General features: G+C 62.4%; 12 protein-coding genes. 3 read left to right on the top strand and 9 right to left on the bottom strand.

Going from position 1 to position 22,330, the window contains the following annotated elements; all coding sequences use genetic code 11:
• Positions 1 to 449 precede the first annotated feature (449 nt).
• Positions 450 to 2,390, top strand: a complete 1,941-nt coding sequence (locus D460_RS0126295) for a M23 family metallopeptidase (protein ID WP_018901596.1) — start codon at positions 450 to 452, stop codon at positions 2,388 to 2,390.
• Between the two features lie 311 nt (positions 2,391 to 2,701).
• On the opposite strand, the gene clpB is transcribed toward D460_RS0126295, so the two are convergent.
• The 4 genes from clpB to rocF form a co-directional block, all read right to left on the bottom strand.
• Positions 2,702 to 5,299, bottom strand: coding sequence for an ATP-dependent chaperone ClpB (clpB, locus tag D460_RS0126290; RefSeq protein ID WP_018901595.1), 2,598 nt, complete (start codon positions 5,297 to 5,299; stop codon positions 2,702 to 2,704).
• A gap of 290 nt (positions 5,300 to 5,589) precedes the next feature.
• The gene (locus D460_RS0126285; RefSeq protein WP_018901593.1) at positions 5,590 to 6,069 is read right to left on the bottom strand and encodes a chemotaxis protein CheW; all 480 of its coding nucleotides are present in this window, start codon (positions 6,067 to 6,069) and stop codon (positions 5,590 to 5,592) included.
• A gap of 232 nt (positions 6,070 to 6,301) precedes the next feature.
• Positions 6,302 to 7,501: an ornithine--oxo-acid transaminase gene (gene rocD / locus D460_RS0126280; protein WP_026283566.1), complete on the bottom strand. Its 1,200-nt coding sequence runs from the start codon at positions 7,499 to 7,501 to the stop codon at positions 6,302 to 6,304.
• Positions 7,502 to 7,529: 28 nt separating this feature from the next.
• Positions 7,530 to 8,465, bottom strand: coding sequence for an arginase (rocF, locus tag D460_RS0126275; protein ID WP_018901591.1), 936 nt, complete (start codon positions 8,463 to 8,465; stop codon positions 7,530 to 7,532).
• A 146-nt stretch (positions 8,466 to 8,611) separates the two neighbouring features.
• On the opposite strand from rocF, the gene D460_RS0126270 reads away from it, so the two are divergent.
• On the top strand, positions 8,612 to 9,040 hold the full coding sequence (locus tag D460_RS0126270; protein ID WP_018901590.1) for an Lrp/AsnC family transcriptional regulator: 429 nt from the start codon (positions 8,612 to 8,614) through the stop codon (positions 9,038 to 9,040).
• Positions 9,041 to 9,117: 77 nt separating this feature from the next.
• On the opposite strand, the gene D460_RS0126265 is transcribed toward D460_RS0126270, so the two are convergent.
• From D460_RS0126265 to D460_RS0126240, 5 genes are all read right to left on the bottom strand, one after another.
• On the bottom strand, positions 9,118 to 9,504 hold the full coding sequence (locus tag D460_RS0126265) for a glyoxalase superfamily protein (protein ID WP_018901589.1): 387 nt from the start codon (positions 9,502 to 9,504) through the stop codon (positions 9,118 to 9,120).
• Between the two features lie 1,172 nt (positions 9,505 to 10,676).
• On the bottom strand, positions 10,677 to 12,086 hold the full coding sequence (locus tag D460_RS0126255) for a diguanylate cyclase (RefSeq protein WP_196809377.1): 1,410 nt from the start codon (positions 12,084 to 12,086) through the stop codon (positions 10,677 to 10,679).
• Between the two features lie 142 nt (positions 12,087 to 12,228).
• Positions 12,229 to 18,339, bottom strand: coding sequence for a translocation/assembly module TamB domain-containing protein (locus D460_RS0126250; protein WP_018901586.1), 6,111 nt, complete (start codon positions 18,337 to 18,339; stop codon positions 12,229 to 12,231).
• Positions 18,340 to 18,401: 62 nt separating this feature from the next.
• The gene (locus tag D460_RS0126245) at positions 18,402 to 20,330 is read right to left on the bottom strand and encodes an autotransporter assembly complex family protein (RefSeq protein ID WP_026283565.1); all 1,929 of its coding nucleotides are present in this window, start codon (positions 20,328 to 20,330) and stop codon (positions 18,402 to 18,404) included.
• A 172-nt stretch (positions 20,331 to 20,502) separates the two neighbouring features.
• Positions 20,503 to 20,760, bottom strand: a complete 258-nt coding sequence (locus D460_RS0126240; RefSeq protein ID WP_018901584.1) for a YMGG-like glycine zipper-containing protein — start codon at positions 20,758 to 20,760, stop codon at positions 20,503 to 20,505.
• A gap of 348 nt (positions 20,761 to 21,108) precedes the next feature.
• On the opposite strand from D460_RS0126240, the gene hemA reads away from it, so the two are divergent.
• Positions 21,109 to 22,323 (top strand): 5-aminolevulinate synthase, encoded by a 1,215-nt coding sequence (gene hemA / locus D460_RS0126235; protein WP_018901583.1) that lies wholly within the window; start codon positions 21,109 to 21,111, stop codon positions 22,321 to 22,323.
• Positions 22,324 to 22,330 lie beyond the last annotated feature (7 nt).

Below are 22,330 nucleotides of genomic sequence, written 5' to 3'. Positions count from 1 at the left end.
ACCAATCAGCATCGCAGCCAATCAAAGAAATCCAGAGCGAAAGTCACCGTCGCCAGCAGCGCCGCCGCCCTCGTTCTGTGAAGCGGCTTATAAGGCCCCTAACCCAAACAAGTCAACAAGCCTTTTTCAAAAAATCGCAGTTTCTGCCAACTGACTGATTTGGCTAGGGAATTTCCAGAAGGCTCGTTAGGGCGCTGGAAACCCGCCCCTTTGGCGCAGGCTTGCGGCAAGCATCCACCTCTATATAGGACTGCAAAAGCATGAGACGAGGCCGTCTGCCCTCACATTTTCACAATCAGGTGGTCTCAAGGGCAGCGTGAACGTCGTGGCCGGTCCATTCGGGTCCGCTCATTTGACTCGCATATGTAAACTATGCACTTTTCCGGCCACCCAAATGCCCCCTGGGCCTGGTTGACCCGATCAGCTGAAAGGATGCGGACGCCTTTGCCATGGTGACTGAGAAGATGATGATCCGCTCGTTCGGCAACGAGCCAGCCCTTCTCGCCGATGGCAGACGTGCGCCCGACCGCCGCGAAGTTTCGCTGCGCTGGCTGTCCGGCACCTTCCTGACCGGTATCACCTCGAGCGTATTGATGGGCGTCGCGCTGTTTGCCGCCCTCGACGGCCGCCAGCAGCTGGCGATCCCCGCCGAGGCCTATGCCAGCATCGCCGGCACGGCCAATCCCGACGCCGACGTGACCCGTGGCGGTCGCCTGATCGCGCCTGCGATTGCCGCCAAACCCTCCGACCGCAAGATCATGGAAGTCTCGACCGTCGTCCATGAAGGCGACAAGGAAGTGGTGCGCCGCCAGCCCTTCGCGCGCGTGAAGATGACGCTGGCCGCCAATCACGTCGCCACCGAGGACTACCCGGCCTTCAACCCTCTCTCGATCTTCTCGGCCGACGAGCCGGAACCGCAGCCGGGCGTGCGCACCGGCCAGATCTACGGTTCCGACGTCGAATCCGAAGTCAGCCTGAAGACCGAAGCCTATCCGGCATCGGGCTCCAACCTGAAGATCGCCGCCGGCATGTCGCTCGACGAGATCGAGGAAAACGTCCGCTCCAACGGCTCCGTCTTGACCGACGGCGCCTCGCAGGTCGCCGCCCTCTATTATGTCGACCCGCAGCGCTTTTCCACCGACGACAACGACGTCGACCTGGCATCGGGCCTGACCGCCCGCGTGCTCGAGCAGAACATGACGGTGTCGGCGCCGGAATCCATCACGCCGCAGACCGAGGAATTCGCCGACGATATCGTGCCGGTTCGCCAGGACACGCCGATCGTCAAGGCCATGATGGACCAGGGCTATCCGGAGCCGCAGGCAAAGGGTCTTTCCACCTATCTGTCGCCCTTGTTCGGCTCGGAGAACCTGTCCAAGGGCGACGTGCTGCGTATCGGTATCCTGCAGAAGGGCGAGCAGGCGAAGATCATCCGCGCCAGCGTCTATCGCGGTTCCCGGCACGTCGTCACTGTGGCACTCGACGACACCGACCATTACGTGGCCGGCAGCGAGCCGCCGAAGCTCGATGCGATCGCCACCGCCTTCGACGACAGCGCCATGACCGCGCCGTCGAACCAGAATCTTCCGCGCGTCTATGACGGCATTTATCGCGCCGCCCTCTCCTATGGCATGACCAAGGACATGACGGCGCTGATCATCAAGCTTCTGGCCAGCAGCGTCGACTTTCAGGCCGAACTGCGCCCGACCGATACGCTCGAGGCCTTCTTCTCGGTGGCCGATGCCAGCGGCCAGGCGACGGATCAGTCCGAACTGCTCTATGTCAACGCCCGCTTCGGCGACACCCAGACGCGTTTCTACCGCTTCCAGGATCCGGAAGACGGCTCGATCGATTATTTCGATCAGGACGGCAAGAGCATTCGCCAATTCCTACTGCGCAACCCGGTCCCGAACGGCATATTCCGCTCCGGCTTCGGCATGCGCCGCCATCCGATCCTGGGCTTCGCCCGCATGCACACCGGCGTCGACTGGGCCGCCCCGCGCGGCACGGCGATCATAGCCGTCGGCAACGGCACGGTGGAAAAGGCCGGATGGGACAGTGGCGGCTACGGCAACCAGACGATCGTGCGCCACGCCAATGGCTACGAATCCTCCTATAATCACCAGAGCGCCATTGCCAAGGGCGTCGTTCCGGGCGCCAAGGTGCGCCAGGGCCAGGTGATCGGCTGGGTCGGCACGACAGGTGAATCGACCGGTCCGCATCTGCATTACGAGATGATCGTCAACGGCACCAAGGTCGACCCGCTGCGCGTACGTCTGCCGGGCGGCAAGTCGCTTGCGGGTCCGGCGCTCGCCAAGTTCGAGGACGAGCGCAAGCGGATCGATACGCTGCTGGGCAATCAGCCGCCGCCGCAGGTGGCGAGCAAGTAGTTCTCGGGTTGGTCCGGGGTTGGCTCGGTGATGAGTCGGTCGCTGTAAGCAACGTTTTTCCGTGTGTTACCCCCCTCTGCCCTGCCGGGCATCTCCCCCACAGGTGGGGAGATTGGCTGGGGGCGCCCGCTCGATCCTACCTCAACGTTTGGCGAAACCCTCTCAACGAGTCGATCTCCCCCCTTGTGGGGGAGATGTCCGGCAGGACAGAGGGGGGTGCCACAGACGCCAACGTCAACGATGCACCCAAACACCAAAAAACAAAAACGGCGGCCCGAAGCCGCCGTCTCTCATCTCACACACCAGTCCGCTTACGCCGCTTCGCTGACCCCAGCACTCCTAGTGCGGAACAGCAGCCGATCGGTCCCGCCGGTGATCTTCACCGTCGATCCATCCGGCACCTGTCCGCCGAGGATCTGCTCGGCGAGCGGATCCTGGACGTACTTCTGGATCACCCGCTTCAGCGGCCGCGCGCCGTAGACAGGATCGTAGCCCTTGTTGGCGAGCCAATGCGTGGCCTCGTCGTCGAGTTCGATGGTGATCTTGCGCTCTGCCAAGAGCTTCACCAGACGCTGCAGCTGGATGTCGACGATCGCGCCCATCTCGTCCCGCTTCAGGCGGTGGAAGAGGATGATCTCGTCGATGCGGTTCAGGAACTCCGGCCGGAAGTGGCCGCGCACCATCTCCATCACCTGCTCGCGCACCAGATCGCTGTCGTCGCCGTCCTTCAGCTGCGTCAGATATTCCGCACCTAGGTTCGACGTCATGATGATCATCGTGTTGCGGAAATCGACGGTGCGGCCCTGACCATCGGTCAGGCGGCCATCGTCGAGCACCTGCAAGAGCACGTTGAAGACGTCAGGATGCGCCTTTTCGATCTCGTCGAACAGCACGACCTGGTAGGGCCGGCGACGTACCGCTTCCGTCAGCGAACCGCCTTCCTCATAGCCGACATAGCCGGGAGGGGCGCCGATCAGCCGGGCCACGGAGTGCTTCTCCATGTACTCGGACATATCCATGCGCACCATCGCCGTCTCGTCGTCGAAGAGGAAGCGGGCCAATGCCTTGGTCAGTTCCGTCTTGCCGACGCCGGTCGGGCCGAGGAAGATGAACGAGCCGAGCGGCCGGTTCGGATCCTGCAGGCCGGCGCGCGCACGACGCACCGCCCGCGACACGGCCTGCACCGCGTCGCCCTGGCCGATCACCGACTTCGCCAGCTCGTCTTCCATCCGCAACAGCTTCTCGCGGTCGCCTTCCAGCATCTTCTCGACCGGAATGCCGGTCCAGCGGGAAACGACATGCGCGATGTTATCAGGGGTCACGACCTCCTGCACCATGGCGCTGCGATCATTGTCCTGCGCTTCGGCTTCAGACAGCTTCTTTTCAAGCTCCGGAATGACGCCGTAGGTCAACTCGCCGGCACGCTGGAATTCACCCTTGCGCTGGGCGATCGCCAGATCGTTGCGCGCATCGTCGAGTTCCTTCTTCAGGTCCGCGGCAAGGCCGAGCTTCTGCTTTTCCGCCTGCCAGCGGGCCGTCAGCGCATCGGCGCTCTCTTCCAGATCGGTGAGCTCGGTCTCCAGCCGGACAAGCCGGTCGGCCGAGGCGACGTCGGTTTCCTTCTTCAGCGCTTCGCGCTCGATCTTCAGCTGCATGATGCGGCGATCGAGTTCGTCGAGCTCTTCCGGCTTGGAATCGACCTGCATGCGCAGGCGCGCAGCCGCCTCGTCCATCAGGTCGATCGCTTTGTCGGGGAGAAAACGGTCGGTGATGTAGCGGTTCGACAGCGTAGCGGCCGCCACAAGCGACGAATCCGAGATGCGGACTTTGTGGTGCTGCTCGTACTTCTCCTTCAGGCCGCGCAGGATCGAGATCGTGTCCTCGACCGTCGGCTCTTCGACGACGATCGGCTGGAAACGACGGGCGAGCGCCGGGTCCTTCTCGACATGCTTGCGGTATTCGTCGAGCGTGGTCGCGCCGACGCAATGCAACTCGCCGCGGGCAAGCGCCGGCTTCAGCAGGTTCGATGCATCCATCGCGCCGTCACCCTTGCCGGCACCGACGAGCGTATGCATCTCGTCGATGAACAGGATGATCTCGCCGTTTTCGGCCTGCACCTCGTTGAGCACGCTCTTCAGCCGCTCTTCGAACTCGCCGCGATATTTCGCGCCGGCAATCAGAGCGCCCATGTCGAGCGCCATCAGCTTTTTGTCCTTCAGAGACTCAGGCACGTCGCCATTGACGATGCGCAGCGCCAGACCTTCGGCGATCGCCGTCTTGCCGACGCCGGGTTCACCGATGAGAACGGGGTTGTTCTTGGTACGGCGCGAGAGCACCTGGATGGTGCGGCGGATTTCGTCGTCGCGGCCGATCACGGGATCGAGCCGGCCATCGCGGGCTTCCGCCGTCAGGTCGCGGGCGAATTTCTTCAGCGCGTCAAAGCCCTGTTCGGCATTGGCGCTATCGGCCGTGCGGCCCTTGCGGATTTCGTTGATGACCTGGTTGAGTGTCACCGCCGTCACGCCGGCATTCTTCAGCGTGATCGCGGTGGACGATTCCATCGCCAGCGCCTGCAACAGACGCTCGACCGTAACGAAGCTGTCGCCGGCCTTCTTCGATGCCTCCTCGGCGGTCGAGAGAACCTTGGCGAGCGGTGCGGCAAGATAGATCTGGCCGTTGCCACCGGAGACCTTCGGCAGCTTGGCAAGGGCGGCATCATTGGCAAGGCGGGCGGCCTTGGCGTCGCCGCCGGCGCGCTCGATGAGAGACGCGGCCATGCCCTGGTCGTCGTCGAGCAGCACCTTCAGCACATGCTCGGGCGAGAACTGCTGGTGACCCTGGGCCAACGCATAGGTCTGCGCCGACTGGATGAAACCGCGCACCCGCTCGGAGTATTTTTCAATATTCATCAATAGACCTCCTTAAATCGCCCTGCCCTCATAAGGCACAGGCCGATGACTGAGATTGAGCTCCCTCAAGAGGCGAGCCATGCCTCTTCGCCGGCGGCCGAAACCGCGACGAAGAACTTGCTCAGGATATGGTGGGAAGCCGCGAAAGTTTAAAGAGGTGGCGCGCCCAAAAAACCACGCCTGCGAGCAAGCCGCAGCCGGCGCGCGGACGGCCACCGAGGAGCCAAAACGAGATCGCCCCGCCGGAGGGCTGCTCGGGCGGGGCGGGATCGGATTGTATCGAATGGCGCTTAGGCGGCGACCAGATCGTCCGTCTCGTTTTCCTTGAACATCTTGGCGAGGTTCAGGAAGCAGATCATGCCGTTTTCGGACGCGATGATGCCCTCGCAGAAGGCGCGGTCGAAGGATGCGGTAACTTCGGGAACCGGCTGCACCTGGCTCGAGGAAATCGTCAGGATGTCGGAGACGCGGTCAACAAGCATGCCGATGACCATGTTGTGCACTTCGGCAACGACGATGGCGCTGCGCTCATTGGCGACGGTGCTCTTCATGCCGAGCTTGAAGGCGAGGTCGATGATCGGAATGACCGAGCCGCGCAGGTTCATGACGCCGATGACATCGGCCGGCGAATGCGGGATCGGCGTCGAAGGCGCCCAGCCGCGGATTTCGCGAATGGTCGTCGTCTTCACGCAGAATTCCTGGTCGTGCAGGCGGAAGGCAATGATCTCAAGCGTATCGCCACTGAAGCTCGGAGAATTGATCGTCGTCATTAAAAATGTCCCAACTGTCGAAAGCCAGGGCAGAAGCAACCACGCCACCATTGGCGTCGATGCACTTTGCCTTCAAGCCGCCAGTTCTCTGAATATGAAGAGTACCGTTACGGTTATTGAGGACTGTAAAGAAAGAGTGTTTCCCAAATCTAAACCGACCGGCAGGATTTTTCGCCCGGTGAGAAGGGAAAGGCGTTGAACGGATCACGGACCCGTTCAACGCATGCAAGTCTCAGACGATCGTCTTTTCGATCTGCTCCACCGCCCACTCGACCTGGTCCTTGGTGATCACGAGCGGTGGCGCCAGGCGGATGGTGTTTTCATGAGTATCCTTGGCGAGTAGGCCGAGGTCCTTCAGCGCGTAGCAATATTGCCGGGCACCACCGGCTTCCGGCACCAGCTCGATCGCCATCATCAGCCCGCGACCGCGCACCTCTTTCACGATGTTCGAGCGGATCGACCGCAGCCCCTCGATGAAGTAATTGCCCATCCGCTCGGCATTGCCGATCATGTCTTCTTCCGTCAGCACCTTCAAAGCCGCGCGCGCCACGGCGCAGGCAAGCGGATTGCCGCCGAAGGTCGAGCCGTGCTGGCCGGGCTTCAGAACACCCAGCACCTCGGAGTTCGAAAGTACAGCCGAAACCGGATAGAAGCCGCCCGACAGCGCCTTGCCGATCAGCGTCACGTCGGCCTCGATGCCCTCATGCTCCTCGGCCAGCAGCTTGCCGGTGCGACCGAGCCCGGTCTGGATCTCGTCGAGGATGAGCGTCACCTTGTTGTCGGTGCAGAGCTGCCGCACCGTCTTAAAATAGCCCGGCTGCGGAATGATGACGCCCGCCTCGCCCTGGATCGGCTCGATCAGCGCGGCCACAGTGTTCTCGTTGATCGCCGCGGCGAACGCTTCCGCATCACCGAAGGGAACGGTGCGGAAGCCCGGCGTATAGGGGCCGAAGCCCGAGCGCGCATCCGGATCGGTGGAGAAGCTGATGATGCTCAGCGTGCGGCCATGGAAATTGTCGGAGCAGACGATGATCTCGGCCTTGCCCTCCGGCACGCCCTTCACCTCGTATCCCCATTTGCGCACCGCCTTGATCGCGGTCTCGACAGCCTCGGCGCCGGAGTTCATCGGCAGGATCTTGTGCGATCCCGTCAGTGCCGCGAGCTCCTCGTAGAGATGCGCCAGCTGGTCGTTGCGGAAGGCGCGCGAGGTTAGCGTCAGCTTGCCCGCCTGCTCGACCATGGCCGAAAGGATCTTCGGGTGGCAATGCCCCTGGTTGACGGCCGAATAGGCAGAGAGGCAATCGAGATAGCGCTTGCCATCAGTATCCCAGACATACACCCCCTCGCCGCGCGTCAGGACGACGTCGAGCGGCTTGTAGTTATGGGCGCCCAGGCGCTGCTCGGTATCGATCAATCTGGCTGAAGTGCTCATGGTCGTCCCCTTTTTGTAATGCGGCTTGTTATGCGGCGCGCGTCGGGCGGTCGAAGATGCGGCGGCCGAACAGGCTGGCCGTCAGCTCGACGAGAACGCGGGCGCTCTTGCCGCGATCGTCTAGAAACGGGTTGAGCTCGACCAGATCGAGAGAGGAGACGAGCCCGCTGTCGCAGAGCATCTCCATGATCAGATGCGCCTCGCGGAAGGTCGCTCCCCCAGGCACCGTCGTGCCGACGCCGGGCGCGACATCAGGATCGAGGAAATCGACGTCGAGACTGACATGAAACAGCGCATTCGCCGCTTCGACCTTAGAGAGAATGTCGCGCATGATCGCCGCGACCCCCTGCTCGTCGATCGAGCGCATGTCGAAGACGTTGACGCCGTGCTCCTTGATCAGCTCGCGCTCCGGCGCGTCGACCGAACGGATCCCGACCTGGAAGACATTCTTCGGATCGACCAGCGGCCGGTCGCGCGGCAGGATGTCGGAGAGATCGGCCTGGCCGCAATAATAGGCGACGGGCATACCGTGAATATTGCCAGACGGCGATGTCTCCGGCGTGTTGAAATCCGAATGCGCGTCGAGCCAGAGCACGAAAAGCGGCCGCTTCTGCTTGGCGGCATAGCGCGCCATGCCCGATACCGTGCCCATCGACAGGCTGTGGTCGCCGCCGAGAATGATCGGGAAACGGCCGGCATCGGCGATCTCGTAAACGCCGGCTTCAAGCGCCCGCGTGAACGCACCGACGGTGCGCAGATTATGCGCCTTCGGATTGGTCGGCAGGTCGCGAGCAGGCACGATCTGCACGTCTCCGGCGTCAGTGACATCGTGGCCGAGATCGATCAAGGCCCGGTCGACACCGGCGATACGAAGCGCCGTCGGACCCATCGCGGCCCCCCTGCGGCCGGAGCCCTCTTCCAAAGGCGCACCGATAAGGGTGACCGATCGCGACTGTGCCTGCATCTTGTTCTCCTGCTCACTGCTTCGGTTGAATATCTGACATCGCCGCGGCGACAAAAAGATGAAAAAGTGCCAGTTTCACAGCATGATTTGACAGTTTGCCAAGTCTAACCATACAAAGTGAAACCCCGCTCCTACGAAATAAGACCATGGACGACCTCGATCAGGAACTTCTGAGCGCCCTGCGCCACAATGCCCGCGCGCCCGTCTCCTCGCTTGCCGCCATGACCGGCGCCTCACGCGCCACCGTCGCCGCGCGCATCGACAGACTGGTCGCCAACGGCACCATCGCCGCCTTCACCATCCGCACCGGCCACGAAACCCGCGCCGCCGGCGTGCGCGCCATCGTCATGATCGAGGTGCTCGGCAAACTCGCCGACAAGGTCGCCGATCAACTGCGCGGCCTGCCACAGGTGCGCGCGCTCCACAGCACCAACGGCAAATGGGATTTCATCGCCGAACTCGAAGACCGCGACCTCGTCTCCTTCGACGAAACGCTGCGCCGCATAAGACTGATCGACGGCATCAACACCACCGAGACAAACATATTGCTGAAGACGCGGAAGACCAGCTTTTAGGGTGAAAGCGGGAGAGGCGGCCGGGGCGGCGGCCTTGCGCCGGAAGCGATTATTTCACGACTGCTGCCGCTATGGTTTCATCGCTCGTAGGCAACGAACGAGATCACGTTCCCATCCGGGTCACGGACATGGAAGTCCGTTCCACCCCAGGGCTGGCTGGTTGGCTCCTGCGCAAACTCCACGCCGCGCTCCCGCAGTTCCTCAAACAACCCGTGCACGTCCGAAACCTCAATTGCCGCGAGAATAAGCGAGACCTCGCGTGCTACCAGATCGGCAAAATTCGGTTTGCTGACACATCGAAGATGCAGGCAGGCCGCGCCGCGCGACACGGCGCCGTAAAACGGCGGCGTACCGTGGAGGAAATCGACGTCAAATCCGAGTTTCTCGTTGAAGAATTGGGCGCTCGCCGGCACATCACGCACAAATAGGATCGGGACGATGGACGTCAGGGCAATTTTGCTCATGCCAGTCTCCGCTACGTCGATACCCACTGGGTGACTTTACAGGTCGATCCATGTGTCTGCAAAGGGGCCGAGCCAAACGAGAGCGCCTCGTCAGCAAGCGCCACAAGCAGACATAACACTACGTCAGAAACGATGGTCCAAGGGCACTTTGATGCCATGACTCGTTGGTTGCTGACAAACGGGTGTGGGGAAAATGATCTCTGCCCTTTTGATAGGAAGGCTCGGAGAGAAATTTGTGGCTTTTCCAAAGCTCAGTTAGCAGCATGCCGACCAAACGCCGTCTTTTAAGTCGCGTTGTCATCACTAGGCGACCGGCTACATGTGCATCAAAACCTGCCAACTGCGGCGCGATTTCATATACCGACAAGATCACGGTATGCTGTTGTTTTGTATCAGGTGTCACTTCTACGACTACACCGCCCGGTTCATCGCATAAGGCGACTCGCGTAGCCGAGTTCATTAAGACTGCGTCGCAAAGGTCTAAAAGCGCGGCCGGAGCATCCGTAAATACCCCGCTGATACGAAAACCCGAAATTTGCCTTCCGCGAACAAAGATTAGCTCGCTCCAACCGTGACGGTCAAAGTCGAAATATAGCTGAATTCTGTCATCGGGTTTGCTGACATCGCCGCACATGCACACCAGTTAGCGTTTTTGCGCCGAATGCACCAGTGGTTCCGCTTCGGGCCGAAAGTAGACTTCGTACACGGTGACCCGTGGACGCGGCTAACTCAGCATCCGGAGCCCCCTCATCCGCCCTTCGGGCACCTTCTCCCCGCGGGGGAGAAGGGGAAAGCGGCACCCGCTGCGGTCTCTTCCCCTCTCCCCTCGGGGAGAGGGTAGGGTGAGGGGGCCACACGGCGACACGTTGCCACTGAAGACGTCCGCAACGGGCCGACTGGGGTCAACGGGGGCAACGGCTAGGCACGAATAGCTTGTCTCATATGCGTCAACATGGCTGATGTTGCATGCATCAATTTCGCGGTAATGCTCCCAGCCATAGATAACAGCCTGGAAATGACCAAAGCGATGGATTGGTTCCTTATCGTCTTCCTTCCGTTCAAGATCCTCGTGCTGGGCACGGGAATGTTCTTCGCGATCAAGTGGCATCACGATCAAGAGAAGAACAAGAAGTAACGACATCAGCGGGCGCCAGGCGCCCGCTGGCTGTGCCCTAGCCAACCGCGCGCGCCAGATCGTTCACGGTTGCCAAGACCACGTTTCCACGACCAGTTCCCTTTGCCTGATACAAGGCCTGATCCGCGCGCCGCAAAGCCTCATCGCAGGTCTCGCCGCCTCCGATTGTCACGTCTGCAATTCCGAAGGATGCACCGATCACCACTTTGCCAGCCGATAATGGATACGGCTGAGACAGGATCGAGGACAGTCGGCGGCAGTGCCATTCGGCGTCGGCGAGCGAGATATGCGGCATAAGGACGGCAAATTCGTCTCCGCCCAATCGGAACACGATGTCGTCTTCCTTGCATCCGCCCTGAAGACGAGCAGCAACCTGCTGCAGCAACTCGTCGCCGGCCGCATGCCCGTGTCTGTCGTTCACGGATTTGAAGCCGTCGAGATCGATACAGACCACCGTCAACGGGCGAGCCGAACCTAGTCTGGCGAATTCCGGCGCAAGCAGCGACCTGTTCGCCAACCCGGTCAGGAAATCATGCGTCGCGGCATGGCGCATCTGTTGCTCGGATTCCAGGATCGAAGAAATCGCCTTCCTCGAGAGCCGCAGCGAAAACAGACCGCCGAAAATGAGAACCACGGTCACCACCACCGCCAGCGGCAGCGATTGCCGAAGCAGGTCCTTGGCCGGCGTGGGCGATCTCCATGAGAGCACCTCGGTCTCACCATCAGGTCGCGTCGCTATTTCCACGCGCGCCCGGTCGGCGCCAACCGTATTGAGCGGACCAACGGTCGCATCGTCGAGAACGAAACGATTGCCCAGGAATTCGGGCAGGCTGCCGGCGATCGGCACGGCTGATACGAGGATCGGCGCCCGGCGCCCGCGCGGTACGGATGTCTTGAAGTCCGATTGGAAAAGGCTTGCGGTGAGCAGAACCGCATCATTGTTGACAACCTCGACCCTGCTGAAGGCGATGGGGTTCGGAATTCCCTCGGGCCGCGGCTTTGCCTCCTCGGACCTGACGCGTTCGACAAGGGTGCGAGCATCGCCGACGATGACCTCAGGCCCGCGCACGAAGAATGCCCGATCCTTCATCTCGTCGGCGGTTCTCGAATAGATGAGAGTGTCGTCGGGGTTGAGGATCGCGGCAAAACGCGTCCTCGATGTTCCGATCAGCGACTGGCCGATATTCCGGTCGGCCCATTCGAAATCGAATGTGTTGTCGAGTTTGGCGATTGATTCATCCCAGATCGTCCAGGCTGTCAGCGCGAATTCGAGGTCGGATGTCCAGACCGCGATGTTGCGCTTGACCAAGGTCTCCTGGCGCTGGCGGCTCTCGGCATCCAGCCGGGCAACGCCGAACGACGGGATTGCCGCCAACCCCGCGATGACGATCGCCGTGAGAATGAGAGCCGGTCCTACCAGCTTGAGATGGGTGAAGCGTGTGGTCACTTTGGCGTCCTGGTCTTTTGTCGACACAGGTAGCTTCCGCCAGTTTCGGTTGCGTTATCGCAAATCTCTTTTTGGTGAGCGCGGTTAATATCCCGTTTGCATCAGCCGACAGGCCTGGAAGGGGCTTAGGGCGCCCCCACCCTCAATATTCCTTCTCGTACACCACGCCCGCCTCGCCGGCACCATTGGCGCCGGCCGCACCGCGCAGTTTCACGCCGCGCCCGACATCGAGGTTGATGATCGCCTTGGCGCCGTCCTTGGTGTTCTGCTGCAGCTCGATATAGGTGCGCTCGTTGAGATAGCGGCCGACGCCGACATTGGTCTGGCCGTTGGCATCGGTGCTGATATCGAAATCGTCGACGCCCAGCTGATTGCGCAATCCCTGGAACAGCGAGGTGGAGCGACCGCCCGCAAGCTGGCTGACGGCATCGGCGAGCTGGGCGATCTGGATCGCCGAGAGTTTCGACATCGACTGCCCGAAGATCAGCTGCGCCAAAACTTCGTCCTGCGGCAACGCCGGCGAGGAGGAGAAGGTGATGGCCGGATCGGTCGCCAGTCCCGCCACATCGACGGTCAGCGTCGTCGTGCCCGACGTCGAGGTTGCCGCCATCTGCAGCGCCGGCGTCAGATCGCCGGCAAAGGTGATCCGGCTCTTGTCGGAGAAATCGAGACGACGGTTGAGGATGGTGAGACGGCCGCGGCGCATGGTGAAGCCGCCGGAAACCACAGGCACGGATGCCGTGCCCCGGATCGTCACGCTGCCACCGAGCTCGGCGTCGATCCCGCGTCCGCGCACGAAGATCTGCGAGGGCGCATCGACCTGGATATCGAGATTGAGCGTGCTCGACTTGCCCCTCGCGCCTTCCTGCGTCGTGTCGCGCATCTGGGCTAGAACGGCCTTCGGCGCGTTCTTGTGGCGGATATCGATCTCGCGCAGCGATGTCGGCAGCTTCTCCGGAACGGTGATCGAGGCCTTCTCGAGGGTGAGCTTGCCGTTCAGCGTCGGATTGGCAAGAAGCGGCCCGCGCAGCCCGATCGTGCCGTCAACCGTGGCAACGACAAGCGTGCCGTCGACATAGACGGCCTTGTTGAGCCTGACATCGATATTGGCGGGGAAATTCGCCGCCGGCTGTATACCGACATCGCCGGTCACCGCGATGTTGCCGCCGCTCGCAAGCTGCCCGGTCAGGCGCGAGATCACCGCGCGCTGCCCGTCGAAGCGGATATCGGCCGTCAGGCTGTTGATCTCCAGATTGCGCCGGACGTCGATGACCTTGGCGCCGCTGGTGGCGACTGTCCCGTTGATCACGGGTGCAGCGGCCGTGCCGCCGACCTGCAGATTGAAATTGGCGTTGCCCTCCGCCACGAACCCTTGCGCCGCGAGCTGCGCGCCGAGAACGGCAAACGGCAGGTTGCCGGAAAAGCGCATGTCGAGCGCCCGGTTCCCTGAAATGGCAAGGTTGCCGCCGCCTCGCAGCGACAGGCCGGCATCGCCGGTAACTGTCGTGTCGATGGTGAGCCGGCCCGAAGCGAGCTTGCCGTTCGCGCCGATCGCAAGCGGCGAGACGCCGGCGCCGCGCGTCTGGCTGGTCGCGGCATTGCGCCAATCGAGCTTGAAGTCGACATCCGGCATCGGCAGCTTGCCAGAGGCCGCGACCGTGCCCGAGATATTGCCCTCGGCTGCCAGCCCCGGAACGAAGGCGTTGGCCAGCCCCGCCGGCAGGTTCGATATGTCGGCCTTCACGGCAAGGGATTGCGCATTGGCGCCCGCGACCACGAAGTTGCCCGCCGCCTTCAGCGCCACGTTGTTGCCGGTGAGATTGGTGGTGAAGTCGAGCTTGTTGTCGGCAAGCTTGCCATTGGCATTCGCCGACAGCGAACCGACGCCCGCGGCTCGCGTCTGCATCGTCGCCGCGTTCTTCCAATCGAGATTGAAGTCGATGACGGGATTGGTCGGCGTCCCCGATGTCTTCGCCCGACCCGAAATCGTGCCCTCGGCGCCAAGGCCGGGCACGAAGCCGTTGGCGAGGCTCGCCGGCAGATCGGTGATATCGGCGTCGACGGAAAGCCCCTGGATGTTGGCGCCAACCAGCGCCGCCGTCCCCTTGGCCTGCAGCAATGTCTTGCTGTTGCTGGCCAGATTGGCGTCGAAATTGATCTTGTTGTCGGCGAACTTGCCCGTCGCGTCGAGGCTCAGCGCCGAAAGGTTGGCGCTCTTGGTCTGCCGCGTCGTCGCATTCGCCCAGTTGAGCTTGAAATCGACGGATGGCAGCGGCAGTGCGCCGGAAACCTTGGCGGTGCCCGAGATCATGCCGCCGGCATCGAGATCGGGCACGAAGCTGCTGACAAGGGCTGCCGGCAGGTTGTTGAGCGTCGCATTGGCCTCGATCGTCGTCGGCTTGGTCCCCTCGATCCCGACCTTGCCCGCCGCCTCGAGCGCCGCACCGTCCTGACCGTCGAGCTTCGTGGTGAAATCGAGCGCCTTGTCCTGGAGGGTGCCTTTGAGCGCCAGCGCCATGGCGGGCAGCTTCGCCGCCTTCGTCTGGCTGGTCGCGACATCGGCCCAATTAAGATCGAAGCTGGCCTTCGGCTGCTGCAGCGTGCCGGCTGCCGAAGCCGTGCCGGAAATCGTGCCGCTGGCGCCGAGCCCATCGACGAAGCCATTGGCGAGCCCGGCCGGAACTCCGCTCAACGTCGCATCGACCTTGAGATCGCCGATCGCCGAATCTTGAAGCTTGAGATTGCCCGCCGCCTTCACCGACATGCCGCCGGTGGCCGAAACGTTGCTGTCGAAAGTGAGCGTATTGTCGGCGAACGTCCCGTTCACGGAAGCGCCGACACCCGAAAGGCCGGCCGCCTTGATCTGGCTGGTCGAGGCGTTCTTCCAATCCAGCTGGAACTGCGCGGCCGGCATCGGCAGCTTGCCGGATGCGCCGAAGCTGCCCGATATCATGCCCTGCGCGGCCAGATCGGGCCTGAAGGCATTGGCGAGTGCCGCCGGAATATTGGCAAGCGTGCCGTCCACCTTCAGCGTCTGCGCGTCATTGCCGGTGACGACGAAGCTGCCGTCGGCCTTGATGGCAAACCCGCCGCTGCCGCCGGCATTCGCATTGAAATTGAGAATGCTGTTTTCGAGCTTGCCGCTTGCCGTCAGCCCGAGCGAGGAAAGCTTGGCGACCTTCGTCTGGCTGGTGGCCGCGTTCTTCCAGTTCAGCTTGAAATCGAGCGCCGGCGCGGGCAGCATGCCCGAAGCGGTGACGCTGCCGGTGATGGCGCCTTCGGCGTTCAGCCCGGGCACGAAGGCGTTGGCCAATCCGGCCGGAATGTTGACGATATCGGCATCGACCTGCAGCGACTGCGCATTCGGCCCCGCCGTGACGAAATTGCCGGCAGCCTTCAGCGAAACGCCGCCCTTGCCGCTCAGATCCGTTTTGAAATCGAGCTTGTTGTCCGCGAACTTGCCATCCGCACCGATCGAAAGCGCGGAAAGCCCGGCGCCCTTCGTCTGGCTGGTCGCGGCGTTCTTCCAATCGAGCGTGAAATCGGCCACGGGTGCGGCCGGCGTACCCGACACCGCGACCTTGCCCGAGATCGCGCCCGCGGCATCGAGATCGGGCACGAAGCTGTTGGCAAGGCTCGCCGGCAGTTGCTTGACCACGGCATTGATATCGAGCGCTTGGCCCGCCGAGCCGGTCACGTTGATCGCGCCGTCACCGGTCTTGATCTCGAGACCATCGAGCGTAACCGTGCCATCCGTGATCGACAGCTGCGATGGCGCGGCGAGGTCCACCGCAATGTCGTGTGGCTTGGCCGAGAAGCGGTCGAGCTGAACGAGCGTCGTGCCGGCATTGGTTTCGACACCGCCGCCCGCCACCAGCGGGTGGTTGTCGTAGTAACCGTCGAGGCTGAAATTCGTGCGGTTTCCGAGCTGCGTGAAGTTCACCGCAAGGCTGTCGATCTTGTTGGTGCCGGAGGCGACCTCGTCGGCCTTGATCGCTCCCGTTGCCGCAAACGCCGAGAGATCGGTAACGGTGACATCGACATTGGGGCTGACGATCGCGAAATTGCCCTGCTTCAGGCCACTGCCCGTCGCATCAACCTTCAGGCCGATCCTGCCGGCATCGTTGCTGATGTCGACCGATCCCTTGAGATCGCCCTCCGCCTTCTGGCCGGCCAGCGCCGCAATGAGGCTGAGATCGGGCAGGTCGAATGTCAGTGCGCCGGTCGGCGCGAAGCTTTCGGACAGCGCGACGTGACCCGTCAGGCTGTTGTTGCCGACATTGGCCTTGATCGACGGCAGCGTCGTCTGCCCGCCCTCGGACAATACGTCGGTGCTGATATCGATCGCCTGGCCATCGATCTTGCCGGTCGCCTTGACCTGCGCCTTGGGCGCCTTCGGATCAGCGGTCGCGGTCAATGCCACAGCGAGATCGCTCAGCCCACGGCCGGCCATGTCGATCGCCGGAGCGTTGAGATTGGCCGAAAGCGCCAGCGCCGAAAGATCGCCGCCGGCCTTCAGGCTGTAGGTCACGGCGCCCGAGGCCGTGTCGAGCAGCGGCTTGATGTCAGGCACGCGGCCGGCAAGCGTCGCATCGAGCGTCGTGCCGTCGAGGACGATATTGCCCGTGGCGACCGTGAGGTCCGACTTGATGCTGAGGTTCGACAGATTGATCTTGTCGGGAATGGTGCCGGCCACTTGGCCTTCGATCGTGACAGGCGTCTTGAACCGCGCAGCGATGGCCGGGGGCATTGCCGGCGGCTCGACGGTCAGCTTGGCATTACCGGTCAGCGAATTGTCGGTGAGCTGATACGCACCATTGAGGCTGGCATTCGCCGACGCGCTTTCGATCGTCGCGCCATTGAAGCCGATCGCGGCCGGCGAAATCTGCAGCGGCAGCACGATCGTCACAGGCCCCTGAACCGCCCGGTTGATATCGGGGTTGGCGAAGGTCATGTCGCCGGCCACAAGGCGGATTTGCACCGCGCCGGAGCGGCCGCTGAGATTGAAGTTGTCGCTCTTGGCGGTCAGCTTCACATTACCGATCGTCGCCTGCGGCAGCACGGCGGTATCGAGCGAGGCGCTGGCATTCAGCCGCGACGCCTTGGCATCCCCCGTCAGCGCCAAGTTGACGCCCGTGATCATGAAGCGTGCTTCGCCTTCCGCCAGCGGCCAGCGGAAATCGACCGGCCCGGATGTGCCGAGCAGATTGGCGTTGAGGCTGTTCTTGCCCTTCGGATCCAGCGTGCCGGAGGCGGCGATCACGACGGCGCCCGTCGCCACGTTGCCGGTCTGGATATCGATCTTGCCGGCATTGTCGAAATTGGCGGCCAGGTCGATGTTCGTCTGCCCCGCGAAAAGCGGCCGGAACGCCGCCGGCATCAGCGAGCTCAGATCGCCGCCGCCCTTGATCTCGACATGATGCAGAGCTTGGTCCGGCGTCAGCGTGTGATGCGCTTCGATCGCGGCGCGCTGCTGGCCATCGAGCGAGGCCTGCAATTTGGCTTTCCAGTCGGAGATCGGGCCATCGCCATTGAGGCTGATCTCGACGGCCGGATTGTTCGGCAAGGCGAGCACGCCGGCAAGCAACCCGCCCTTGGGTTCGTTGAGCTTGGCCTTGACCGTCAGCTGGCTGTTTTCAGGCAGAAAGGCGACGTCGGCCGTCAGCTTGGCATCCGGCACGTCGTGGCGGTGAACCGTGATATTTGCATCGCCACCCTTTGAATCGGCGCGTACGCTGCCATCGGCCGAGAGCGTGAAGGCGCGCCCGATCAGGGGCTGCGACAGGCTGATCTTCGGCAGCGAGATTTGATCGATATCGATCTTGATCGGAAGCGAGAACCCGCCGCCGGCTTCCCCTTCCGCGGCCGGCCGCGACGGCAATGTGCGGACAGGCTTACGCAGAACGCGGATGGCATCAGCCTCGAGCCGCGTCGCGTGGAAGCGCCCGGTAAACAGCGCCAGCGGATTCCAGTTGATCGACAGGCCGTCGACATCGGCAAATGTGCCGCGCGTATCCGAAAGCACGATGCGGGTCGCGCCGAGGCCGCCGGTCAGCAACCCCTGCGGGTCCATCACCCGGATGGTCATGTCGCGATTGGAGATGGTCGACGTCACCTTGTCGACGAGAATGCGGGCGCCGAAGCCGGTGAAGCCGAAGATGCCGATGGCCACGGCAAGCAGGATGGCGAGAACGCCGGCTCCGTAACCGAGCAGTCGTGCAATCCACTTGAAGATGTTCGTCAGCGTAAGCATGGACCCGGAGCTATCCCGTTTTCTGCGCGGCTATCGCAATCTCGTTGCGAGCCTGAACCTGGTTAGAACGACTGGCCGATGCCAGCGTAAATGCCGTAATCCGTCCCACCCTCGAACTTGTTGAGGGGAACGGCGAAATCAAGCCGGATCGGCCCGAATGGGGTGGCGTAGCGCAGGCCAATACCGGCACCGGCCCTGATATCCGAAAAATCGGGCGCAACATCGGCGGAGACCACCCCGACATCGATAAACGGCACGATCCCGATCGTATCGGTGATCTTCAAGCGCGTCTCGAACGATGCGGTCATGAAGGAAGCCCCGCCCGTCGCCTCATTGGCGGCGTTATAGGGAGAGATCTCCTGATAGCCGTAACCGCGCACCGACCCACCACCGCCGGCAAAGAAGCGGCGGGTGGCGGGAATGTTCACGAGATCGTCGGCCCCAAGCAGGAAGCCTGCCGACAGCTTGCCGGCCAGCACGATCCGGTCTTCGGCGCCAAGGCCGTAATAACCGGACACCGACCCCTCGAAGGCGGAGAAGAACGTGCCGTTATAGGCCTCATAGCTCGGCGTCACCTTGCCCATCAGCCGGTAGCCCGATGTCGGGTCGAGCTTGTTGTCGCGCGCGTCGCGATCGAACTGGAGGGGGGCAGCGAAGGTGAGGTAGGTATTGTTCCCGAACGCGTCGTCATCCTTTTCCCAGCTGACTTCGCCCGCACCGGTAAACGTGTCGGTATCGTTGAGTTCGTAGGAATAGCCGAGCGATGCCGTCACCAGCTTGGCGCTATAGGCATCGGGATTTTCAGTCTTGGCGAGAATGCTGGCGATCAACGTACCCGATGGAACGAAGGCCCCGGGCTTGGTGAAGGTGATGCCCGCCGAGAAATCGAGATCGCCCAGAGCCGTCGCATCCCCGAGACGGCCGACCGCACCCTCGACGCGCAACCCTTCCGCGCCTCCGAACAGATTGCGATGGCCCCAGTAGCCGTTGACCCCGAAACCGTCGATCGTCGAATACTGCGCGCCGACGCCGAAATAGCGCTGCTTGCCCTCCGACACCTCGATGATCATCGGCAGGCTGCCGTCGCCGGCCAGCTGGTCGCCCGCATGAATGGTGACGCTTGAGAACACGCCGAGCGCCCGCAACCGCTCGCCGGCCTTCTTCAGCGCCTCCGGAGAATAGCGATCGCCCTTGTTGATCCGCGAATAGCGCTCGATGAAATCGGACCGCACGGCCTTGGCGCCGGTGACGCCGACCGTTCCGATCGGCGCGACCGGCCCGCCCTCGGCGGCAAGCACGACGTCGACGGTATCGGTCTTGTGGTCGGCCACCACCTTGCGCGTGGTCAGCTTCGCCAGCGGCCGCCCCTCGCTCTTCAACTGCTCGACGATCTTGTCGCCGGCCTTGATGATCGTCAGCGACCCGGCCGAAGCACCGGACCCGAGATCGTAATCGGCGGGATTGCGGTTTGCCGCATCGCCGCCGAATTGCACTTCGCGCACATGAAACACCGGCCCGGCCGCAACGCTGACATTGACGGGAACCGGGCGCGAGCGATTGAAAGTGGGGTTAGGCGGCAGGTCGTCGATATTGCGTCCATCGACAGTGATGGTCACGACGCCGCCATAGCGCGCCTTTTCATAGAGAGCCGCGATCAGCCGTTCGCGATCGTCGCGCGCCTTGACGACGACACCGAGATCGCCCGAAACCGGCTGCTCCTTGTCTCCGACCAAGCGCGAGCTGTTCTCGAGCGCCTCCTTGAGGTCGGGATCATCGGCGTCCGATGTCAGCGTTACCTCATAGCGAACAGGGTCGGGCACCTGGTTGGCGTCCGTATCGTCCTTACCGAAGAAGTTGATCCCGAAAAGCTTGAAGGCGTAAGCATTCGACACGAGTGCCGGTGACAACGCAGTCGCCACCGCGACCATTGTCACGATGCTTGCTCGCCGATACGCAATACCCGGTTTCGGTGCCTTCCGTCTAATCTGCATCCGCCGCTTTTTGGTTACACTGGATTTAAGCTCTGCGCCCCCCGGCCTGATGCGACCTTAGCGGCAAAATTCATTTTGTTGTACCGTTTTAAACCGCATGATTGCTGATTTAGCGGAAAAAAACGAAAATCCCGGGCCAGAGACCCGGGATTTGAAAGGTTTTGACGAAGGATCAGCCGCGGCAATCGTCGATATAGCGGCGACCATATTCGTCGCGGTAGTAGCACTGGCCGGGCTGTTCGGACACGCGGCCGATCAGCGCGCCGGACACGCCGCCGACGGCAGCACCCACAGCCGCACCGCGAACATTGCCCGTAACCGCGCCGCCGATGACGGCGCCGGATGCCGCACCGATGCCGGCACCCTGTTGCGTAGGCGTGCAGCTTGCAATCGATAGACCGATGAAGGCGAGCGCAATAATCTTTTTCATCAATAACTCCTGATTGGTCGCCCGAGCGGGCGGTGGCCGTCCCTGATTCCTGTCTTTTTTGTAACCTAGACTGCAAACTATGGCGCAAAAAGGGGCAAGCAACCGCTCCAATCGATTTCAATTGGTAAGCAGCCACGAAAATCGACTGGCAAATCGGTCACTAAGAACCATGCGAAGCACCGCGCGCAGAGCTGCAATGCGCGATTGATCTGGCCAAGGACGCCAATTTCAAATTAAAGTAATTCGAAACTAGGGGCCAATTGACGCACATGGTGCTAAATCGGACCAAATGGGTTGACGTGCAGGCGTCATTGGGCGGAGAACGCCTGCACGATACTGGAGCATGAGATGGATTTCGAAGCATTCTTCAAGAACGAGCTGGAAGGCCTTCACAACGAAGGTCGTTACCGCGTGTTCGCCGATCTTGAGCGTCACCGCGGCAATTTCCCGCGTGCCACGCGCCACACCCCCGAGGGGCCGAAGGATGTGACCGTCTGGTGTTCCAACGACTATCTCGGCATGGGCCAGAACCCCAAGGTGATCGAGGCGATGAAGAACGCCATTGATCACTGTGGCGCGGGTGCGGGAGGCACCCGGAATATTTCTGGCACCACGCACTACCACGTTCTGCTCGAGCGCGAGCTCGCGGATCTGCACGGCAAGGAATCGGCCCTGGTATTCACCTCGGGCTACGTCTCCAACTGGGCGGCGCTGGGCACGCTCGGCGCCAAGATTCCCGGCATGATCATTTTCTCGGATGCGCTGAACCACGCATCGATGATCGAGGGCATTCGCTACGCAAAGTGCGACCGCGTCATCTGGAAGCACAACGACCTGCAGGATCTGGAAGCCAAGCTCGCCGCCGCCGATCCGAAGGCGCCGAAGATGATCGCCTTCGAGAGCGTCTACTCGATGGATGGCGATATCGCGCCGATCAAGGAAATCTGCGACCTCGCCGACAAGTACGGCGCCATGACCTATCTCGACGAAGTCCACGCTGTCGGCATGTACGGCCCGCGCGGCGGCGGCATCGCCGAACGCGAAGGCCTGATGGACCGTCTGACAGTTATCGAAGGCACGCTCGGCAAGGCCTTCGGCGTCATGGGCGGCTATATCGCGGCATCCACAGCACTCTGCGATTTCATCCGCTCCTTCGCATCCGGCTTCATCTTCACCACGGCGCTGCCCCCGACGCTCGCCGCCGGCGCGGTCGCCTCGATCCAGCACCTGAAGGTCAGCCCCTTCGAGCGCGCCCGTCACCAGGACCGCGTTCGCCTGCTCCGCGCCCAGCTCGACAAGGCCGGCATCCCGCACATGCCGAACCCGAGCCACATCGTGCCGGTCATGGTCGGCGACGCCGCCAAGTGCAAGTGGATCTCGGATCTTCTGCTCGACAACTGCAACGTCTACGTCCAGCCGATCAATTACCCGACGGTCCCGGTAAAGACCGAACGCCTGCGCATCACGCCCACGCCGCTGCACACCGATGCCGACATCGAGCACCTGGTGGAAGCGCTGCATTCGCTTTGGTCGCGCTGCGCACTGGCCCGGCACGTCGCCTGACCAAAAT

Origin of the sequence: Rhizobium sp. 2MFCol3.1 (assembly GCF_000377565.1) — a bacterium.
Taxonomy (GTDB): domain Bacteria; phylum Pseudomonadota; class Alphaproteobacteria; order Rhizobiales; family Rhizobiaceae; genus Rhizobium.
Note: the sequence above shows the minus strand (reverse complement) of the source record. Positions and strands in the feature narration are given on the sequence as shown.